At 33.9% G+C, this 16,457-nt stretch carries 18 protein-coding genes; 15 read left to right on the forward strand and 3 right to left on the reverse strand.

Features of this window, described 5'->3' with window-relative positions:
* Nucleotides 1–169 precede the first annotated feature (169 nt).
* The 10 genes from AB1279_RS11925 (at nt 170) to AB1279_RS11970 (ending at nt 7,445) form a co-directional block, all read left to right on the forward strand.
* Nucleotides 170–880, forward strand: a complete 711-nt coding sequence (locus tag AB1279_RS11925; RefSeq protein ID WP_429761372.1) for a nucleotidyltransferase domain-containing protein — start codon at nt 170–172, stop codon at nt 878–880.
* Nucleotides 880–1,539 (forward strand): serine hydrolase, encoded by a 660-nt coding sequence (locus tag AB1279_RS11930; RefSeq protein WP_429758945.1) that lies wholly within the window; start codon nt 880–882, stop codon nt 1,537–1,539. Before AB1279_RS11925 ends, AB1279_RS11930 begins: the two co-directional genes overlap by 1 nt.
* A gap of 14 nt (nt 1,540–1,553) precedes the next feature.
* A complete protein-coding gene (locus AB1279_RS11935; protein ID WP_429758946.1) occupies nt 1,554–2,123 on the forward strand; it encodes a GNAT family N-acetyltransferase in 570 nt (189 codons plus the stop codon).
* A gap of 304 nt (nt 2,124–2,427) precedes the next feature.
* Nucleotides 2,428–3,192 carry a VOC family protein gene (locus AB1279_RS11940; protein ID WP_429758947.1) on the forward strand — a complete coding sequence of 255 codons (765 nt, stop codon included), beginning with the start codon at nt 2,428–2,430 and terminating at the stop codon, nt 3,190–3,192.
* Between the two features lie 18 nt (nt 3,193–3,210).
* On the forward strand, nt 3,211–3,690 hold the full coding sequence (locus tag AB1279_RS11945) for a GNAT family N-acetyltransferase (protein ID WP_429758948.1): 480 nt from the start codon (nt 3,211–3,213) through the stop codon (nt 3,688–3,690).
* A gap of 142 nt (nt 3,691–3,832) precedes the next feature.
* Nucleotides 3,833–4,333, forward strand: coding sequence for an N-acetyltransferase family protein (locus tag AB1279_RS11950; protein ID WP_429758949.1), 501 nt, complete (start codon nt 3,833–3,835; stop codon nt 4,331–4,333).
* A 142-nt stretch (nt 4,334–4,475) separates the two neighbouring features.
* Nucleotides 4,476–4,916 carry an exosporium protein C gene (locus AB1279_RS11955; protein WP_429761374.1) on the forward strand — a complete coding sequence of 147 codons (441 nt, stop codon included), beginning with the start codon at nt 4,476–4,478 and terminating at the stop codon, nt 4,914–4,916.
* A gap of 436 nt (nt 4,917–5,352) precedes the next feature.
* Nucleotides 5,353–6,177 (forward strand): aminoglycoside N(3)-acetyltransferase, encoded by an 825-nt coding sequence (locus AB1279_RS11960; protein WP_429758950.1) that lies wholly within the window; start codon nt 5,353–5,355, stop codon nt 6,175–6,177.
* Between the two features lie 12 nt (nt 6,178–6,189).
* Nucleotides 6,190–6,891 (forward strand): phosphopantothenoylcysteine decarboxylase, encoded by a 702-nt coding sequence (locus AB1279_RS11965; RefSeq protein WP_336480800.1) that lies wholly within the window; start codon nt 6,190–6,192, stop codon nt 6,889–6,891.
* 80 nt (nt 6,892–6,971) lie between these two features.
* Nucleotides 6,972–7,445 carry a tetratricopeptide repeat protein gene (locus AB1279_RS11970; RefSeq protein WP_429758952.1) on the forward strand — a complete coding sequence of 158 codons (474 nt, stop codon included), beginning with the start codon at nt 6,972–6,974 and terminating at the stop codon, nt 7,443–7,445.
* A gap of 98 nt (nt 7,446–7,543) precedes the next feature.
* On the opposite strand, the gene AB1279_RS11975 is transcribed toward AB1279_RS11970, so the two are convergent.
* Nucleotides 7,544–8,524, reverse strand: a complete 981-nt coding sequence (locus AB1279_RS11975; protein WP_429758953.1) for a phosphodiester glycosidase family protein — start codon at nt 8,522–8,524, stop codon at nt 7,544–7,546.
* Between the two features lie 184 nt (nt 8,525–8,708).
* Here AB1279_RS11975 and AB1279_RS11980 point away from each other — a divergent pair, with 184 nt between their 5' ends.
* Complete coding sequence (locus AB1279_RS11980; RefSeq protein ID WP_098308626.1) at nt 8,709–8,801, forward strand: putative holin-like toxin; 93 nt, start codon at nt 8,709–8,711, stop codon at nt 8,799–8,801.
* Between the two features lie 248 nt (nt 8,802–9,049).
* On the opposite strand, the gene AB1279_RS11985 is transcribed toward AB1279_RS11980, so the two are convergent.
* A complete protein-coding gene (locus tag AB1279_RS11985; RefSeq protein ID WP_429758954.1) occupies nt 9,050–9,859 on the reverse strand; it encodes an HNH endonuclease in 810 nt (269 codons plus the stop codon).
* Nucleotides 9,860–10,005: 146 nt separating this feature from the next.
* On the opposite strand from AB1279_RS11985, the gene AB1279_RS11990 reads away from it, so the two are divergent.
* Nucleotides 10,006–11,088 (forward strand): AI-2E family transporter, encoded by a 1,083-nt coding sequence (locus AB1279_RS11990; RefSeq protein WP_429758955.1) that lies wholly within the window; start codon nt 10,006–10,008, stop codon nt 11,086–11,088.
* Nucleotides 11,089–11,525: 437 nt separating this feature from the next.
* Here the strand turns inward: AB1279_RS11990 and AB1279_RS11995 are convergent, their stop codons facing one another.
* The gene (locus AB1279_RS11995; protein ID WP_429749543.1) at nt 11,526–11,666 is read right to left on the reverse strand and encodes a YrzI family small protein; all 141 of its coding nucleotides are present in this window, start codon (nt 11,664–11,666) and stop codon (nt 11,526–11,528) included.
* A 416-nt stretch (nt 11,667–12,082) separates the two neighbouring features.
* Here AB1279_RS11995 and AB1279_RS12000 point away from each other — a divergent pair, with 416 nt between their 5' ends.
* The 3 genes from AB1279_RS12000 (at nt 12,083) to AB1279_RS12010 (ending at nt 16,362) form a co-directional block, all read left to right on the forward strand.
* Nucleotides 12,083–13,135, forward strand: coding sequence for an NAD-dependent epimerase/dehydratase family protein (locus AB1279_RS12000; RefSeq protein WP_429758956.1), 1,053 nt, complete (start codon nt 12,083–12,085; stop codon nt 13,133–13,135).
* On the forward strand, nt 13,132–14,058 hold the full coding sequence (locus tag AB1279_RS12005) for an alpha/beta hydrolase (protein WP_429758957.1): 927 nt from the start codon (nt 13,132–13,134) through the stop codon (nt 14,056–14,058). The genes AB1279_RS12000 and AB1279_RS12005 overlap by 4 nt, the downstream gene beginning before the upstream one ends.
* Before the next feature lie 231 nt (nt 14,059–14,289).
* Nucleotides 14,290–16,362, forward strand: a complete 2,073-nt coding sequence (locus AB1279_RS12010; RefSeq protein WP_429758958.1) for a hypothetical protein — start codon at nt 14,290–14,292, stop codon at nt 16,360–16,362.
* Nucleotides 16,363–16,457: the final 95 nt, after the last annotated feature.

Here is a 16,457-nt window from a genome sequence, read left to right on the forward strand (position 1 = left end):
AAAGTAGTGAGATATCAATGATTAAGACGAGTAACATTTTAGGTACTTATTTTTAATAATTTCACATACCATATTTTTTTAAAAATAGGAAAAAAGAAATAAATGTCGAATATATCGTAAGAATTAAATAAAAGACAGAGAAAACAAAATAAGAGGGGTATATATGAAAATGGAACCAATGGAGGCAGCTAAAAAAGTTCTAGTATCTCAATTTCCAACTTGTGATGCGGCACTTTTAGGAGGAAGTATTGCAAGAGGAGAAGGAACAAGAACTTCGGATTTGGATATTATTATTTTTGATGGCACGCTTTCGTCTGCATATCGTGAATCTTTCATAACTTATGGGTGGCCTGTCGAGGTGTTTGTGCACAACTTTACATCTTATAAAGAGTTTTTTGAGAGTGATTGTAAACGCGGTCGTCCTTCTTTACCACAGCTGGTTGTAGAAGGAATTGTGTTAAAAGATATAAAAGGGAACATACCAGCGATAAAGAAAGAGGCGCAGCAACTATTAGAAAAAGGACCTGAATCTTGGACAGAAGAAACGATACAACAGAAACGATATTTTATTACGGATGTGTTAGACGATTTTATAGGTGCAACAAAACGAGAAGAGGAATTGTTTATCGCAAATCATCTTGCAAATCTTGTTCATGAATTCGTATTGCGAATGAATAATTGTTGGACTGGACAATCAAAATGGTTTATGAAGACCTTAAAGAAATACGATGAGCAGTTCGCTACAGAGTTTGTAGCAGTGTTTGAACAATTTTATAAAACAGGAGAAAAAGGTCAAATTATCGTATTTGTTAATCACATGTTAGATATGTATGGAGGAAGGCTCTTTGATGGTTTTTGTATAGGTAAGGTGGAAAAGTGATGGAGCATAGAAAATTTTTTGTAAAAGATGTGCAAAAACTCATTCCAATTTCTATGGAATTGGGTTTGTATTTATATGACACAAAAACAAAGGAAAGCCTATATATAAATGAAAATAAAAAATTCCCTTTAGCGAATATTGCAAAGTGGATTGTAGGAAGTATTGTATTTCAAAAAAGTGAATATATAGAACATACAATGATCAAAGAAGTTATTAGTAAACATTCAAGGAAAGCGTATGATTATATTTTAGAAAAAATCGATATAAATGAAATTAATATTGAATTACAATACATAGGACTCGATATTATTGTAAACAAAGATAATACAAGTATAAATGAGAATTGCGGAACACCAACTAGTGTATTTAACTTTATGAAATGTTTATATGAGACTGAAAAGGACAATATACTTATCTTTGAATCTTTAAAAGAACAAGAAGATCCGGATGGTTTCCAATTTCCAACTCAATATGAATGGCTACATATGACTGGTGGGCTTGAAAAAGTTTGTAATGATGTTGGTTATTTATATTTAGAAGATCGAGTGTTAATGTGTATTGGATTTGTTCATGCATATGAGGAAAATATAGAGTGGTATCAGCTAGAACGAGTACTCAAAGATATAGGAGAGTTAGTTGTACATACATATACAAAATGAGAGGAAATTACACAATGAATTTACCGAATATTCGATTAAGAGAATTATCATTAGATGATATAGAAGACCGATATCAGTGGTCATTAGATAAGGAAGTAACGAAGCATTTAGTGGTTCCAGATCAATATCCGCCATTTACGCGTGAAGATACACGAAGATGGATTGAAATGTGTATGAAACGAACAAATGGATATGAGCAAAGAGCAATTTGTTCCGAAAAAGGTGTGCATATCGGATGGGTAGATTTGAAAAATTTTGATAGAACAAATAAAAATGCAGAGCTAGGAATTGCGATTGGTGATAAGCGATATTGGGGAAAAGGATACGGAATGGCTGCTTTATCCCAAATGCTACAAATTGGCTTTAAACAATTCGATTTAGAAAAAATTTGGCTGCGAGTAGATGCAGATAATACGAAAGCGATGAAAAGTTATGAAAGAGCTGGATTTGTACGTGAAGGATTAATGAGAAAAGATCGACTGAGATACGGAGAATTTATTGATCGTTATCGTTTTAGTATATTAAGGGAAGATTTTTTTGAAATGTTACGGAGTAGTGACAGTCAATACAGTAAAAAACAATAAAATCTTTGATGAAGTCATAAATAGGGGGCGTAATATTTGTTTATGTTTCCTGTATAGTCACGCATAGCCTTGTTTTTATATATTTGTGTATAATTGCAAGTTACGCCTAATTGGAAATATACCTTAGAGCAAGGAAGCCACTTTGTTATATATAGAAAAAGGAGAGAGGAATATTGAAAATCTATCGGTGAATATGTCTATGCTACAAAAGTAGTAAATATATTATCCCCCGTTAAGTGGATTCTTTTACTATATATATCTTATACACTAGTAGTGAAAGTATTAATTTTGTGAGGGATGCTATATGATTACACATTTTTCAAATATAGAATTACAGACATTATCTATTGAGGGTGTTAAACAAGTATATGCCGATATCCTGCAATTTCCTATTGTAAAACAAACAGAGACTTATATTCAATTTCAAATTACTCATTTTACAACAATTAGCTTCAAAGAAATATTAGAACCAATTGTACCAACACATTTTGCTTTTCAAGTGCCATATTCACTATTTAATGAAATTGCATTGTGGCTTATACAGTCAGGTGTACAAATTTTAAAAAATAAACAAGGAGAAAAAATTACGCACCATTCTCCGATAAGTAAAGCAGTATACTTTAAAGATAGTGATGGAAATATTCTTGAGATTATTTCACACGAGTATGTACAAGAAAAGGTTGTACAAAAAAATGGTCCTTTGCAAGTTATGTATGTTCGAGAAGTTGGATTTCCAGTTCCGTCTGTTCCTATGTTTCGAGAATGGTTGAAAAATACATTGCAAATGAAAACAATACATGACCAAGATATATTCAATTTTGTAATTGCAGGAACTGCACATGTAGTTGTTGTAAAAGAAGGAAGACCGTGGATTCCAATTGATATGAGAGCTTTAATGCCATCAATGAGCATTACCTTTGGAACTCCAGATCTAGAGTTTATACAAAAAGTACAGAAAAAAGAAAATACATTACATTTTAAACAGTATTCTTATTCTATTACATTGAAATATACACCAGAGTTTCTAGACTCTATTCCAAAATACTTACATTTACCTTTATCTTTGTAAAATAAGGGGGAACTTGAAATGAAGGAAACTGATTTATATGTAGAGAAAAATAACAGTTATTATATTTCAACCAATAAAGACTTGCTACAAATTGAAACTATCCATGATTTTCTTTGTAACGATTCTTATTGGGCAAAGGGGATACACAAAGCACTAATTGTAGAAACAATTCGAAACTCATCACTTTGTTATGGCGTATATGATAGTGAAACGAATCAACAAGTAGGTTTTGCAAGAGTCGTCACAGATTTTGTTCGCTTTTCTTGGTTAGCAGATGTATTTATTCTTCCTGCGTGCAGAGGAAAAGGTTTAAGCAAGTGGTTAATTGAGACGATAGTAAAACATCCAAAGCTAAAAGGTACACGATTTATGTTAGTTACCCAAGATGCTCATACGCTATACGAGCAGTATGGATTTGAGAAAATTACAGAACCAGAGAAATTCATGATGAGAAAGTTAAACATGGAAGTTGTTTTAGAAAGCTATGGATTAGAGTGATAAACGTTTTAATAAAAAAAGTTTTATATAATAATATTATGTAAACTTAATGTTTTTAATAATATAAAAGGAAAATGTCTAATTTTGCTCAACTTTTCTATCGGCAGGCTTTCATTTTATATGTAAGAAAGGAGACGAAACAATGATTAGAATCTTAACTGAAACTGATGCGGAAAATTATTGGAATTTACGTTTAGAAGCATTGCAGAAAAATCCAGAGGCATACGTCACTACATATGAAGAAGCAATGCAAAAGAAAGAACCTATCAAACAAGCGGCACAAAATTTACAAGCAGAAGATAACTATACGTTCGGGGCCTTTGATGAGAAGAATAGTCTAGTAGGAATTGTAACACTATTAACAAAATCAAGAGCAGCACTCCGTCATAAAGGACACATCGTAGGAATGTATGTAAGTTCTCAAAGTAGAGGGAGGGGATATGCAAGAAATCTAATACAAGAAATCGTGAAAAAAGCAAAGGCTTTAAATATAGAACAAATTGGTTTATCGGTTGTTTCTGACAATATTTCGGCAAAAGAATTATATCATTCAATTGGATTTGAAACGTATGGTGTAGAAAAAAAGGCATTGAAAACTGGTGAAATATATCGGGATGAAGAGTATATGGTGTTATTTTTATAAGAAATATACATAAAAAAGTGAAATAGATTCAATTGGCTCAACTGATGTTTTTATACTATAAAAAACAGAAAGAATGATAGATATCCAAGCAAACTCTATCTCTATTACATATTTTAAAATAGAGATAGAGGAGGTGATTATAATATTTCGAATTGTTGATTACCAAGCAACAGAGCCACTTCGTAAGGTAAATGAAGCAAAAGCTTTTACTATTCCACAATCTCCAAAAAAAGTTAAATTGGCAGAGCTACAAGTTCATATTCCGAAAAAACATGCACGCGAAAATCATGTGGAACTGATTTTCACTGTTGGTATAAAAGGGATTACAGGTATCGCTCAAATTGTGTTTAGAGTTTTTCGTGATGATCAAGAAATCTTTACGACTCAACAAGGTATAGAATCTGCTGACTCAGAACAATTTTATATCGTAACATTTCAAGCTATAGACACGAATGTAAAAGCTGGTTCTCATAAGTATCGTGTAACTGCCGAGAATATTACTCCAGGTACAACGGCTGCTGTTGTCGGCCCACTGTCTTTTAGTGCTTTAGCTATAGCAAAAGACCATGATCGTCATGAATAATATATGATGAATAAAAATAAGGATTATAAGAAATTTATTACTATCAGCCCCATTTCCGTCAACTATATCTTGGACTTTAACATTATCAAGACCTAAATCATAAATATCCCTAAAAATAAAGGAGAATACATATTAGTCATGAGAAATATGTGTTCTCCTTTTTCCTTTTATCAAGTTCAAGCCTCGTTGGGATAGCACCACATCGCCAGCAAGCTAACAAAATAAAATATCCCCTAAAATAAAAAAATACGCTATTCTTTCTGTAGTATCATAGGAAAGGATGGCGTTTTTGTATGTCTATTTCTGTATCTGATGAATTACAACTATGTATTTCAAGTTGTTCTATTTGTTTTTGTTAAATATTAAGAAAAATATGATAATATAGAAATGAAATTTATAAGAAATTATATTTCCCATATAGCATGGAGGGCTTTTTATGAATATAAACGATATTATTGCAAAAACAAAAATACCAAATACAATTCATACAATTGCAAATGATTTGCGGAAGTTAGGTGTTACAGAAGGAATGACCGTTATTGTGCACTCATCCCTTAGTTCTATAGGCTGGGTGAGTGGAGGTGCTTTGGCTGTAGTAGAAGCATTAATGAAAATTGTTACAGAAGAAGGAACAATTGTTATGCCGACACAAACGAGTGATTTATCTGATCCGAAAAATTGGCAAATGCCACCGGTTCCGGAAAGTTGGTGGGAAATTATTCGTGACAATGTACCGCCTTTTGATCCAAAAACAACACCAACGCGAAGTATGGGAGAAGTAGTGGAATGTTTTCGTACTTATCCAAATACAAAGAGAAGTAATCATCCTTTACATAGTTTTGCAGCATGGGGAAAGAATGCAGAACAAATTACCGAAAATCACGAACTTTCTCCTAGTTTTGGAGGACTGTCACCTTTACAAAAAATATATGATTTAGATGGATATATATTATTAATTGGGGTGGATCATGATTCCAATACATCACTTCATTTATCTGAAGTTCGTGCGCAATATCGAGATAAAGTACAAATTGGGGCACCGATTATTGAAAATGGAGTTCGTATATGGAAAGAGTATGAGGAATTCGAATATGATTCTGATGATTTTGAGCCGCTAGGAAAGGCATTTGATGAAACAGGAATGGTTACATATGGAACGATTGGAAATGCATCATGTAAATTGATGAAACAACAAAAAGCTGTCGATTTTGGAACAGAGTGGTTTTTGACACAAAAGCAAAAGAATAAAATATGTAATTAAAGGATGGAGAACATGAAGGAGAAAAAGGTACTAATTACAAGTGGTGGCTGTTTAGAGAAGTGGGATCAAGTTAGGGGACATACAAATTTGTCAACTGGAAGAATGGGAAGACTTCTCGCGGAAGAAGCTTTGAAAGTAGGAGCTTCGGTTATATATTTACACGGTTATTTTGCAGAAAAACCTGAAACAGATGATAATCTTTCATCTTATTCTTTTGAGGGAATTATCGATTTGCAAGATAAAATGAAGCAAATAATTACACGTGAAAAAATAGATATTGTTATTATGGCAGCGGCTGGATCAGACTGGATTGTTGATAAAATTGTCGATCGAGACGGAAATATAATGAATGAAATAGGTAAGTTATCAAGTGATATGCCGCCAGTTATTCATTTTAAGAAAGCCCCAAAGGTATTGGCACAAATTAAACAATGGGATCCCAATGTTGTATTAACTGGATTTAAATTAGAAAGCGGTGTAAATCAACAAGAATTAGTAAATAGAGCTCAAGCTCGAATGAAAGGTTCACAAGCAGATTTTATGGTTGCGAATGCTTCAGATGCACTATATACATATGAAACGAATCACTACATTATTTCTAAAGATGGTGACGTGCAAGTATGTAACGATAAAGCAGAGACAGCAAAAGTTTTGATTGATAAAATCGCAACGATTCATTCTGAAAGAGAACAATTGCTTATTCATCACTCATAATAAGCGGGAATATATATTATTAAAAAGTAATGCTGGGAATTATACATAGATATATCGAGTGAAATGAGGAGGGCAAGGGGATGGAAAATCTACTAAAAAAAGCAATACAACTACGCAACGAGCAAAAATTTGTTCAGTCAAGAGAGATATTGTTAGGTTTAACAAACTTTACGCAAGATCCAGAAGTCTTGTATCAATGTGCATGGACGCATGATGCGATGGGAATGGAAACGGAAGCCAGCTTATATTATGAGAGAGCTATTGAGCAGGGACTAGAAGGAGAAAGCTTACGCGGGGCTTATATCGGTTTAGGGAGTACATATCGCTGTGTTGGGGAATATGATAAAGCGATTGCTGTATTAGAAGCTGGAATAGAACGTTATCCAGATGATGATGTCATGAAAGTGTTTTTATCATTGGCAAAGTATAATGTACAATCTCATGAAGAAGCGATGAAACTCCTGCTAGATGTGGCAATGAAAACGGAAAGTGTTAAAACATATGCAAAAGCAATTACATTTTATAAAGAGCGTTTAAATGAAATCTTTAAATAAGATGGTAGAGTTACAAGTAAATAACTACCGGCCGAAAAATGAAACATTCAGCCGGTAGTTAAGAGTACTGAATAAACAACATTCTTTAAGAGTACTTGTTATTTCGGGATGATTACAAATGCATTTGGAAGATAGCGCATTCCTACGGATGTTTCAGTTGCAGGTTTAAGCTGTAATTCCCCTTTATAAATCATCGTTGAAGAACCTCCACCGTCTAAGGCAAACGCATCTATACATCCATATTTTTGGAAAATAGACACCATATCTCTCATAGAAGCACCACGGTGGTGTTTGTTCCAATAAAATCTTCCGTCTGTTACAATCATTATTACATTCCCTTGTGAATCTTGTCCGATTCCTGTTCGAGGCGCCCAGCCATATGCTTCTTCAATGTGATCCGTCACCATATCTTTTCCGTCTACAATCAGTTGCGGTCCGAATGTAACTGATTGTGTTACGTTCATATGTTCTAACTCATTAATGGAGTATGTTCCTGTAATGAATTGTCCTTTTTTTGTGAATCCGCAAACAACATTACGTGCATCTCGACTAAATCCAGGCTCTGAACGAATAATGCCATCAGAAATTGCAATCCCTATGACTTCTCCGCCACGCCCAACACCTCCTGGATCTTTAAATCCCCCTGCGTTGATACCTCCAATAGCCCCATTTTGTTCAATGAGATCAGATAATGGTTGTCCTTGATTATGATATTTGGAACTTACTAAATGAACGGTAGTTGGATCGTTAACCTTCATTATTTTTGCTGTGAAATGTGGGTCTTCGTGTGTTTCAACAGTTACAGATAAGTGCTGTTTTTTACGAGAAAACAAAAAATTGTGAAGTTTTGATTTTTGGGTGGGCGGTGCATAAATAGCAGTTTCCAATTGTTGGATTTCATCTTTTGACAAAAGTAATCTTGCGAATTGTGGGTGCTGTGATGACAGAATAGATCCTCCGATCATTTCGCGAAGTTTATGACCAGCACTTGTACTGTACAACCAAATCACTCCTCCTGCTAGGACAATGAGGAGTACGAGACTGATTCGTTTTATTCCCTTTTTTATCCTTCTTTGCATGTGAATACCTTCTTTTTTTCATAGTATGTCACATTTATTATTTTTCAACACAATTAAAAACCAGCATGCATAAAGCTTACCGGTTTTCATCGTAAAAATTAGAAGAATATGATAAAATGAAAGAGTAACTCATGGCCAGGGTGGTTGTTCTATTATCACTTCTCTAATGAAGGGAGGTGATAATTTGAGTGAACTTTCGTTACTTTTGCAAGGTGGTCTTTTTCTCATTGCATTGCTGACGTTTGTTGTGTTATTAATTGACAAGCTCAAAAAATAACAACCCACTCTACGCCAATAGAAGGTGGGTTGTTTCATTCATAAGAAACAAATAGGATAATGAATAATCCACTCTGCTGAGTTATATGGGACTAGTGTGTTGCCGCACACTAGTCTTTTTCTATTCATATGCTAATTTGATTTATTTATGTGGTTGTATTGCTCTTTTCATTGTTATTATAGCATAATCCTGTTTATGTAAGGAAGGAGACCGTATGTTCTTATTTTTATAATCGCATCGATTGATTTTTAAGATCGAGTTCCGCTTGTTGTTTTAAATAATCCGTTCATATATTCTTTTAAACTTTTTTTGTAAAACTCTTGATTGATTGTATCATTTACACCAACAATTGGCGATGGAAGGTCATATGTTTTTTGTGAAAGATGAACAACGACATCAAACACATCAAAGAGGCGAATAAAACAGAATAAGCCATCTTTATCGCTTAATAAAATAAAATAATGATTTTCGCAGTCGGTATTTAATGTGTTCCACAATGAACTTTTGCTTAAATCCCGTACAATATTTCTATCTTTTAATTCGATAAAATCTACACTAAATAAAATATTAGAAATGGCAACTGCATCTGGATCATGAAAATAACCATCTATTGTATGTACAGCAAATAAATAAGCCATTTTCAATAAACTCATCTTATACTTGCGATTATCAAGCAGTAATTCGCGTTGAATGGAACCAGCAACTTTTTTTACTCGTTCTTCTTTCCATATTTCATCATGAAGTGAGATATCATGTCTTTTGCATAGTTTCATAATAAGAGAATTTGAAAATTGAAATTCGTCGCTATCAGCTTCGTCATTTGTATATTCTTCATCATATATATCTAGAAGAGGGGAATCAATTTGATGTTTAAGTTGATCTATTTTATACTGAATTAATTTATGGCTAATTAATGGACGATCTACATTTGTTACTATTCTTTCATGACATGCTTCACACACTGTATTGATATAGTAATATCCACATAACACTTCTGGAATAACATATTGTTCTGCATGTTGTTTCTCTTTTTCTCTACATATACTGCACATCGTCATAGCTATCACCTTTTAGTTGCAAATTTTTATATGTCTTTATTGTAGTGTATTTATTTATGTTTTGGAATAAAGAACGAAGAAATAGCATGTAAAATTTTGTTTTGATTTGTTACAATGAGAGGAGAAATGTAAAAGGAGGCTTTTTTTTGAAATCGAAAGCTCATTTTTGGACATTAGAAGTGCTGATGGTTGTAACGATTATTTTTATCTGTACAAAAATATCGTTTTTATTTCAGCCAATCGGTATTTTTATCTCCACATTGTTTTTCCCTATTTTAATTGCTTTATTTCTATATTTTATGTTTAATCCAGTTCTTCTTTTTTTAGAGAACAAAAAAGTGCCGCGTAGTTTAGCTATTTTGCTACTGTACGTATTCATTATTGCATTAATAGCCGTTTCGGTCGGTGTTGTGGTTCCAACTCTTTCTCATCAGTTAATGGATTTAGTAAAGAACATGCCAACTTATATTAAGGTTGGGAGAGAATACATAACAGATTTATCAAATCATAGGTTATTTCAATGGCTTACAACACAAGATTATGTTTCATTAGAAGTATTAGAAAAGAATGCTCTTAATTATTTGAAAGATATACCAAATACGCTTACAGCGAGTGCGACTGTATTAGTTAGTATTATTACAAACATTGCATTAGTTATTTTCACAGTTCCATTTATTTTGTTTTATATGTTTAAAGATGGACATAAATTTCCTGGAGCAGCAGTTCGTTTTTTACCAGAGTCGTATCATGAAGAAGGGCGTCGTGTCTTAAAAGAGATGAATGAAACCCTTGCTGCATACATTCAAGGCCAAGCGCTTGTTTGTTTATTTGTTGGAGCTTTCACATTTGTCGGTTATTTAATTATCGGGATGCCTTATGCTTTTATTTTAGGAGTTGTGGCGGCACTTACGAATATCATTCCAAACTTAGGTCCATTTATTGGGGCAGCGCCTGCGGTTATTGTTGGACTATTTGTATCACCGGTGCAAGCGTTATGGGTTATTGTTGTTGTAACGATTGTTCAGCAATTTGAAAGTAATATTCTATCACCGCGAATCATGAGTGAAAAATTAAACATTCATCCGTTAACGATTATTGTGTTAATTCTCGGTGTCGGAAATTTTGCGGGAATTATTGGGATGATTTTAGCTGTACCAGCGTATGCTGTGACGAAAACAATCGTTTTAAATTTAGTAAGGCTTTTTAAAGTGAAAAAAAATAAGAAGTAGAAAGAAGACCAGTTACATATTGTAGCTGGTCTTCTTGTTTTTTAGTACTAATAGTATGATTTTATCCCGCTATTCGCGAGCGGTAAGATCCCCATCTCAAGATTCAAAGAATAGGTGGGGAATAACTGCTGCGCCCGATTGGTGAGAGCTTTCCACCAGTGGGGGATGAAGAAAAACCCACTGATGGAAGTTTCACTTTATTCCAGCAGTAGATTTTTCAAATTTTGCAAACTGCTTTGCTGTATGTTACAAACATGACAAAGATAATTTTCAATCGTGCTGTATTGTTTTTAAATACTTATCTTCGTTTATTTACCATTCTTGCAAAAGATTATGATTTGTTATGCAGAGTCTACCTCCACAATCCAAATCATAATTCGCTGCTTTGACAAAAACATTCTAAACATCTCCTTTCATCGTTATTTGTTATTAAAAAATTAAAGGTGGTTATAAAACGAAATTTGACGATCTTTTACTTCGTCCATGATCTTTTGAACACGTTGTTCATGTTCAATTTCTTCTTTAGATAGACGTGTTTTTTGAATCGTAATCGTTAAAAAGAATACATGAAATGTCATATACTGTTTACTCCTCTCGAGTGAATAAATTTGTAAGAAGGCGAAAATCGCACAAAAAAGCCACAGGAAGGCAAAGTGCTCCTGCGGCAAGGCGTGAAAAAGCCACAGGAAGGCATTCGACCTCCTGTGGCAGAATTATTTAAATCATAATAAAGGCGATTTTCAATTCTCCATTTGGGTGGTCGAATATATATTTGATTGTGAGACAGATGCTACATAAACACTTATTTTCATCATTTCATTCGACCTCCTTTGGAAATTTTTTCTTACTTAAGTAAGTATATACAATTAGGTAACTTTTGTAAACCCTTGAAATGTAAAAATAGGATAAAAATTTTGAATTTTGATGAAATCGCATAACTTCTAAGGGAAATGTTATCGAAAATGACGAATTATTAGTGTGAGGAGGGATGGGAATGAAATTATTAATCTTAGGTGGATCACGCTTTTTGGGAAGAGCTGTTGTTGAAGAAGCATTGAAGAGAAGCCATGAAGTGACTATATTGAATCGGGGCAACAACAATGATATTTTCAAAGATAAAAAAGTAGAAGTGCTTATCGGTGACCGAGATAGAGACATAGATGTACTGAAGGGAAGAGTATGGGATGCAGCAGTTGATACGTGCGGATTTGCTCCGCGAACTGTAGTGAAGTCCACATCTATGTTAGCAAATCATGTTCGGCATTATACCTTCATCTCTAGTCTGTCTGTATATAAAGATTGGATTCCAGTGGGAATTACAGAAGATTATGAAGTACAAACTTTATCAGAAGAAAAAGCAGCAGAAATTAACCGGAGTGCGGCAGGGACTACTTACAACGAGTATTATGGTCCTTTAAAAAGATTATGCGAAATAGAAGCTGAGAAACATTTGCCGGGTCAAGTACTATCTGTAAGAGCGGGACTTATTGTCGGCTCAAATGATTATTCAGATCGGTTACCTTATTGGATAAAACGAATCGCAAAAGGTGGCCGAGTATTAGCGCCAGGAAATCCCAAAAGAAAAATACAATTTATTGATGTGAAAGATTTGGCGATTTGGATTGTTAACATGATTGAACAAAATATTACAGGAATTTATAATGTGACGGGACCAGACTATCCATTAACAATGGAGCGGTTATTAGAAAGTTGCAAAGGTATAACAAATAGTGATTCAGAATTTGTTTGGGTAAGTGAAAAGTTTTTACTTGAGAACAATGTAGCACCTTGGACTGAAATGCCGTTATGGATACCCAAGGAATTTGCTCTTCCAGAAGAGAAAGAACCTTGGCGAGGTGACGGTTCATTTAATATTGATAAGGTGTTAAGTACGGGGCTGACATTTCGCTCACTTGAAGAAACGATTTTTGATATTTGGAAGTGGGAACAGTTGCGTAGTGAAACCGAAGAACGAAAAGCAGGGTTAGCATTTGAAAAAGAACAACAATTATTGAAAAATTGGATGGAGGCACAACCATTGTCATGAGTTTTCAAGCAGATTCGCTTTTAAAAACAGCAATTAGCACAGTACTATTTCCGTTTACAGCTGTAAATATGTACATAAGAAAAAAGAATGCAACGAAAGAGCCTGGAAGTGTTGTAAATATAGATGGCCGTAATGTTCATACTATGATTTCTGGTGAAGAAAATGGAAATCCGACTGTTATTTTAGATGCAGGATTAAGTGGTAATTGCTTAGCTTGGTGTCTTGTCCAGCCTGAATTATCAAAGTTTACAAGGGTGGTTTCTTTTGACCGGGCTGGATATGGCTGGAGTGATACGAGAAGTGGTTTATCGACTAGTCAAGAAGTAGTCAATGATTTGAAAATTGTTTTAGAAAAAATGCAAATTGCTCCTCCTTATATTTTAGTAGCACATTCATTTGCAGGACTAAATATGCGTTTATTTGCAAGTCAATATCCTGATGAGGTGTCAGGAATTGTATTGGTTGATGCTGTACATGAAAATCGATATTTAAAGGAGAAAATGAACGAGGAGAGATCACAACAATACGTAAAAAGTGTAAAACAGATGAGATTAGGATATATTACTTCTGCGATTGGTTTGCCGCGTTTATTAAAGATGCCAGTAGGAGGCAGGAGCCTTCCGGCGCAAGTTCAAAATCACGTAAAACATGTGGGATACACTGCTGGAGCATATGAAGCTGTCTATAAAGAGACGCTGTATAGTGAAGAGTCAGCAAAACAAGTAAAACGAGCAAATAGTTTACGAGAAAACTTGCCAGTAATCGTGATTAGTTCTAACAATTCAGATCCAACATGGAAAGAGCAACAGCAACTTTTATGCCAACTAACAAACTGTACAAAGCATATTCAAACAGAGAATGGTCATTCGATTCAGTTGGAAAATCCCGAGGTCGTGATAAAGACCATACTAGAACTGATGTAAATGCTATTATATTTAAAGAATAAAGGACAGTTACTACGTGTTGAAATCTTTTAGAATAAAGTGTTGAGAAGGATCAAGGTTTCTATAAAAATAAGAGAAACCTTGATCCTTTTATTTTCTTTATAGTATTACCCTATATGTTTTAATCAAAAATAATAAATTGGAAAAATATATAAATTAAAGTGAAAAATACGTATATAAAGAATACACTTGTAGAAGGAGGGATGGGGGATGAAAGGTTGGAAAGATGACATTTTTAAAATACTTGGAGTATGGTCGCTACTTGGTGCTTATATCATTTTAACGATGACTATGCGCTACTCATGGGCTACCGTGTATCAAAGCTTAGCTGTAATCGGGGTACTTATCATTGGAATAGTGTGGTATTTTGCGATAAGAAATGTAATGTGTGCAAACACGTTGTTTCTAAGAGGAATGCGTGTAACTTTATATCTCGCTTATGCGTGGTCATGTTGGATGCTTCGAAATATTTACGGTGTAGAAAACGAAGAAGTATGGCTCTCTGTTAGTTGGTTACTTCCAGCGTTATATCTTTATGTAACAGACAAAAAAGCAGAATGGTATGTGCTTGGAGGCGGAGCATTACTTTTCTTTTTATCAACGATAAATGAAATGAAGTGGTTTACTGTTTCAGATAAATGGCAATCTATTATAATAACTATCGCTTCCCTTATATGGTACCGAATTGAGCTGAAAATGCCGGGGCGTTATTTATTTTACACAACTAGTTTATTAGGATTATGGATGGTGTACCTTGTAAGTTTATACGAAGGAGGAGAGCCTAACTATTGGATCAAAGTAGTGTGTGCGATCCTCATGACAGCCATGTACGTTATTATATTTAAAAGGTTAAAAGAAGGAAATTTATATAGAATAACAACTGGTGCAATCTTAACGGCGTGGTCATTGTATGCATTGATAGACATCACCAATCTATTTACAAATTTAACTATGAATATCTCTTATATATTGATGGGATTGGTCGTTTTGTTTGTTGTAATTTCGCAGCAATTTTTTACTTGGCAAGAAAAAAAGAATCAAACACAAACAAATCATCGAAAAATAGGAGAATATGTGCTGTATGTTTTAGTAAGCTCAATAGGAAGTGTTCTTTTCCTTGCGAGTCTCTATTTTATTTTATGGGAAACATTAAGAAAGAGCAGCGTAATCATGATTATAAGCGCTATGCTAAGTGTGCTAGGAATATGGGGATATAAAAAAATAACAGCAAAATTTTTACGTATCTTTTTATTTGTCTTCGCTATCATGGCAGGAATTACAACGCTTGTAACAAATCATCATTACATATGGGGAGTGTTGTATGCTGGTTGTATTTTTGCGTATTGGATGTTCGCAAAACATAAGGCAGAACAACATAGTTTATGGTGGTTATTGGAAGGAATTATACTAAGTGAGTGTATGAGAGGTGCGGACTATTCAACAAGTATGGGTTATCTCGTACTCATTCATATTGGATTTTTTATTTTTGCGATTGCACGAAAAAATGAATTTTTATTACGAAATAGTGTAGGATTTGGAATGATGTATATATTTTTCTATTTGTTAGAGAAATACGAAGGTGCAGATTTTTGGTTTATTGTAATTGCACATTGTGGATATATATTACTTCTTGTGTTAGGAATGCTATATGTAAAGGATTCTGTAATGAAACGGATTGGTATCGTTATTTATTTGTTTACGAATCTTATTATGTATGAAACAAATTACATTGGAAACTATGGATTAAGCTGGATGCTATTTCTTGCAGGGATTGTATTGTTACAAACAAAACAGCCGCAAAAACAAGAGAATATCATAACATACAAGAAAAAATATGTATGGTTAGTAGGTATACTTTCTACTTTTATTTTATTAGGTACTGTTACACATCAAGAATGGAACTATTATAACAGCAATACTGTGTTATTAGAATTAGAAAATCCAATTGAGAAATCAGCGCAAACGAAAAAAGTGTGGTTTTTTTACAAAATAGAAGTGGAAGCGAACGAAATGATGTTGAATCGTGACACAAAAAAAGAAACAAAAATACCTGTATTTATAAAATTGAAAAAAGGACAGGGAGAGAGTTATCGAATAGATAAAATAAAGATCAATGACTACCCGAAAGAAAAAGGCATCTGGATAAAAGGATATATGAACTACGGGTATATTACGATAGGAAGTACGCGTGAAGTTCCCGTTACCCTTGTAAAAGGGGAGGGACTGTATGCAAAAGTACAAATTGCAAAGAACGGAAATAGCAGAGTAATTGAAATTCAGTGAAAGTAAAATGTGCATGAGTGGGAAATCTTATTATCCATTCGTACAGCGGGAACAAGGTATAAAAGGTATTTTTTGAGACTGTGGAGAAAAGTTTC

This window comes from Bacillus sp. S14(2024) (assembly GCF_050473785.1).
GTDB classification, from domain to species: Bacteria; Bacillota; Bacilli; order Bacillales; family Bacillaceae_G; genus Bacillus_A; species Bacillus_A yunxiaonensis.

Excerpts from the sequence above, each read along its gene's own strand:
- AB1279_RS11925 (WP_429761372.1), top strand. The coding sequence starts at position 170 with ATGGAACCAATGGAGGCAGCTAAAAAAGTTCTAGTATCTCAATTTCCA.
- AB1279_RS11930 (WP_429758945.1), top strand. The coding sequence starts at position 880 with ATGGAGCATAGAAAATTTTTTGTAAAAGATGTGCAAAAACTCATTCCA.
- AB1279_RS11935 (WP_429758946.1), top strand. The coding sequence starts at position 1,554 with ATGAATTTACCGAATATTCGATTAAGAGAATTATCATTAGATGATATA.
- AB1279_RS11940 (WP_429758947.1), top strand. The coding sequence starts at position 2,428 with ATGATTACACATTTTTCAAATATAGAATTACAGACATTATCTATTGAG.
- AB1279_RS11945 (WP_429758948.1), top strand. The coding sequence starts at position 3,211 with ATGAAGGAAACTGATTTATATGTAGAGAAAAATAACAGTTATTATATT.
- AB1279_RS11950 (WP_429758949.1), top strand. The coding sequence starts at position 3,833 with ATGATTAGAATCTTAACTGAAACTGATGCGGAAAATTATTGGAATTTA.
- AB1279_RS11960 (WP_429758950.1), top strand. The coding sequence starts at position 5,353 with ATGAATATAAACGATATTATTGCAAAAACAAAAATACCAAATACAATT.
- AB1279_RS11965 (WP_336480800.1), top strand. The coding sequence starts at position 6,190 with ATGAAGGAGAAAAAGGTACTAATTACAAGTGGTGGCTGTTTAGAGAAG.
- AB1279_RS11970 (WP_429758952.1), top strand. The coding sequence starts at position 6,972 with ATGGAAAATCTACTAAAAAAAGCAATACAACTACGCAACGAGCAAAAA.
- AB1279_RS11975 (WP_429758953.1), bottom strand. The coding sequence starts at position 8,524 with ATGCAAAGAAGGATAAAAAAGGGAATAAAACGAATCAGTCTCGTACTC.
- AB1279_RS11985 (WP_429758954.1), bottom strand. The coding sequence starts at position 9,859 with ATGACGATGTGCAGTATATGTAGAGAAAAAGAGAAACAACATGCAGAA.
- AB1279_RS11995 (WP_429749543.1), bottom strand. The coding sequence starts at position 11,666 with ATGACATTTCATGTATTCTTTTTAACGATTACGATTCAAAAAACACGT.
- AB1279_RS12000 (WP_429758956.1), top strand. The coding sequence starts at position 12,083 with ATGAAATTATTAATCTTAGGTGGATCACGCTTTTTGGGAAGAGCTGTT.
- AB1279_RS12005 (WP_429758957.1), top strand. The coding sequence starts at position 13,132 with ATGAGTTTTCAAGCAGATTCGCTTTTAAAAACAGCAATTAGCACAGTA.
- AB1279_RS12010 (WP_429758958.1), top strand. The coding sequence starts at position 14,290 with ATGAAAGGTTGGAAAGATGACATTTTTAAAATACTTGGAGTATGGTCG.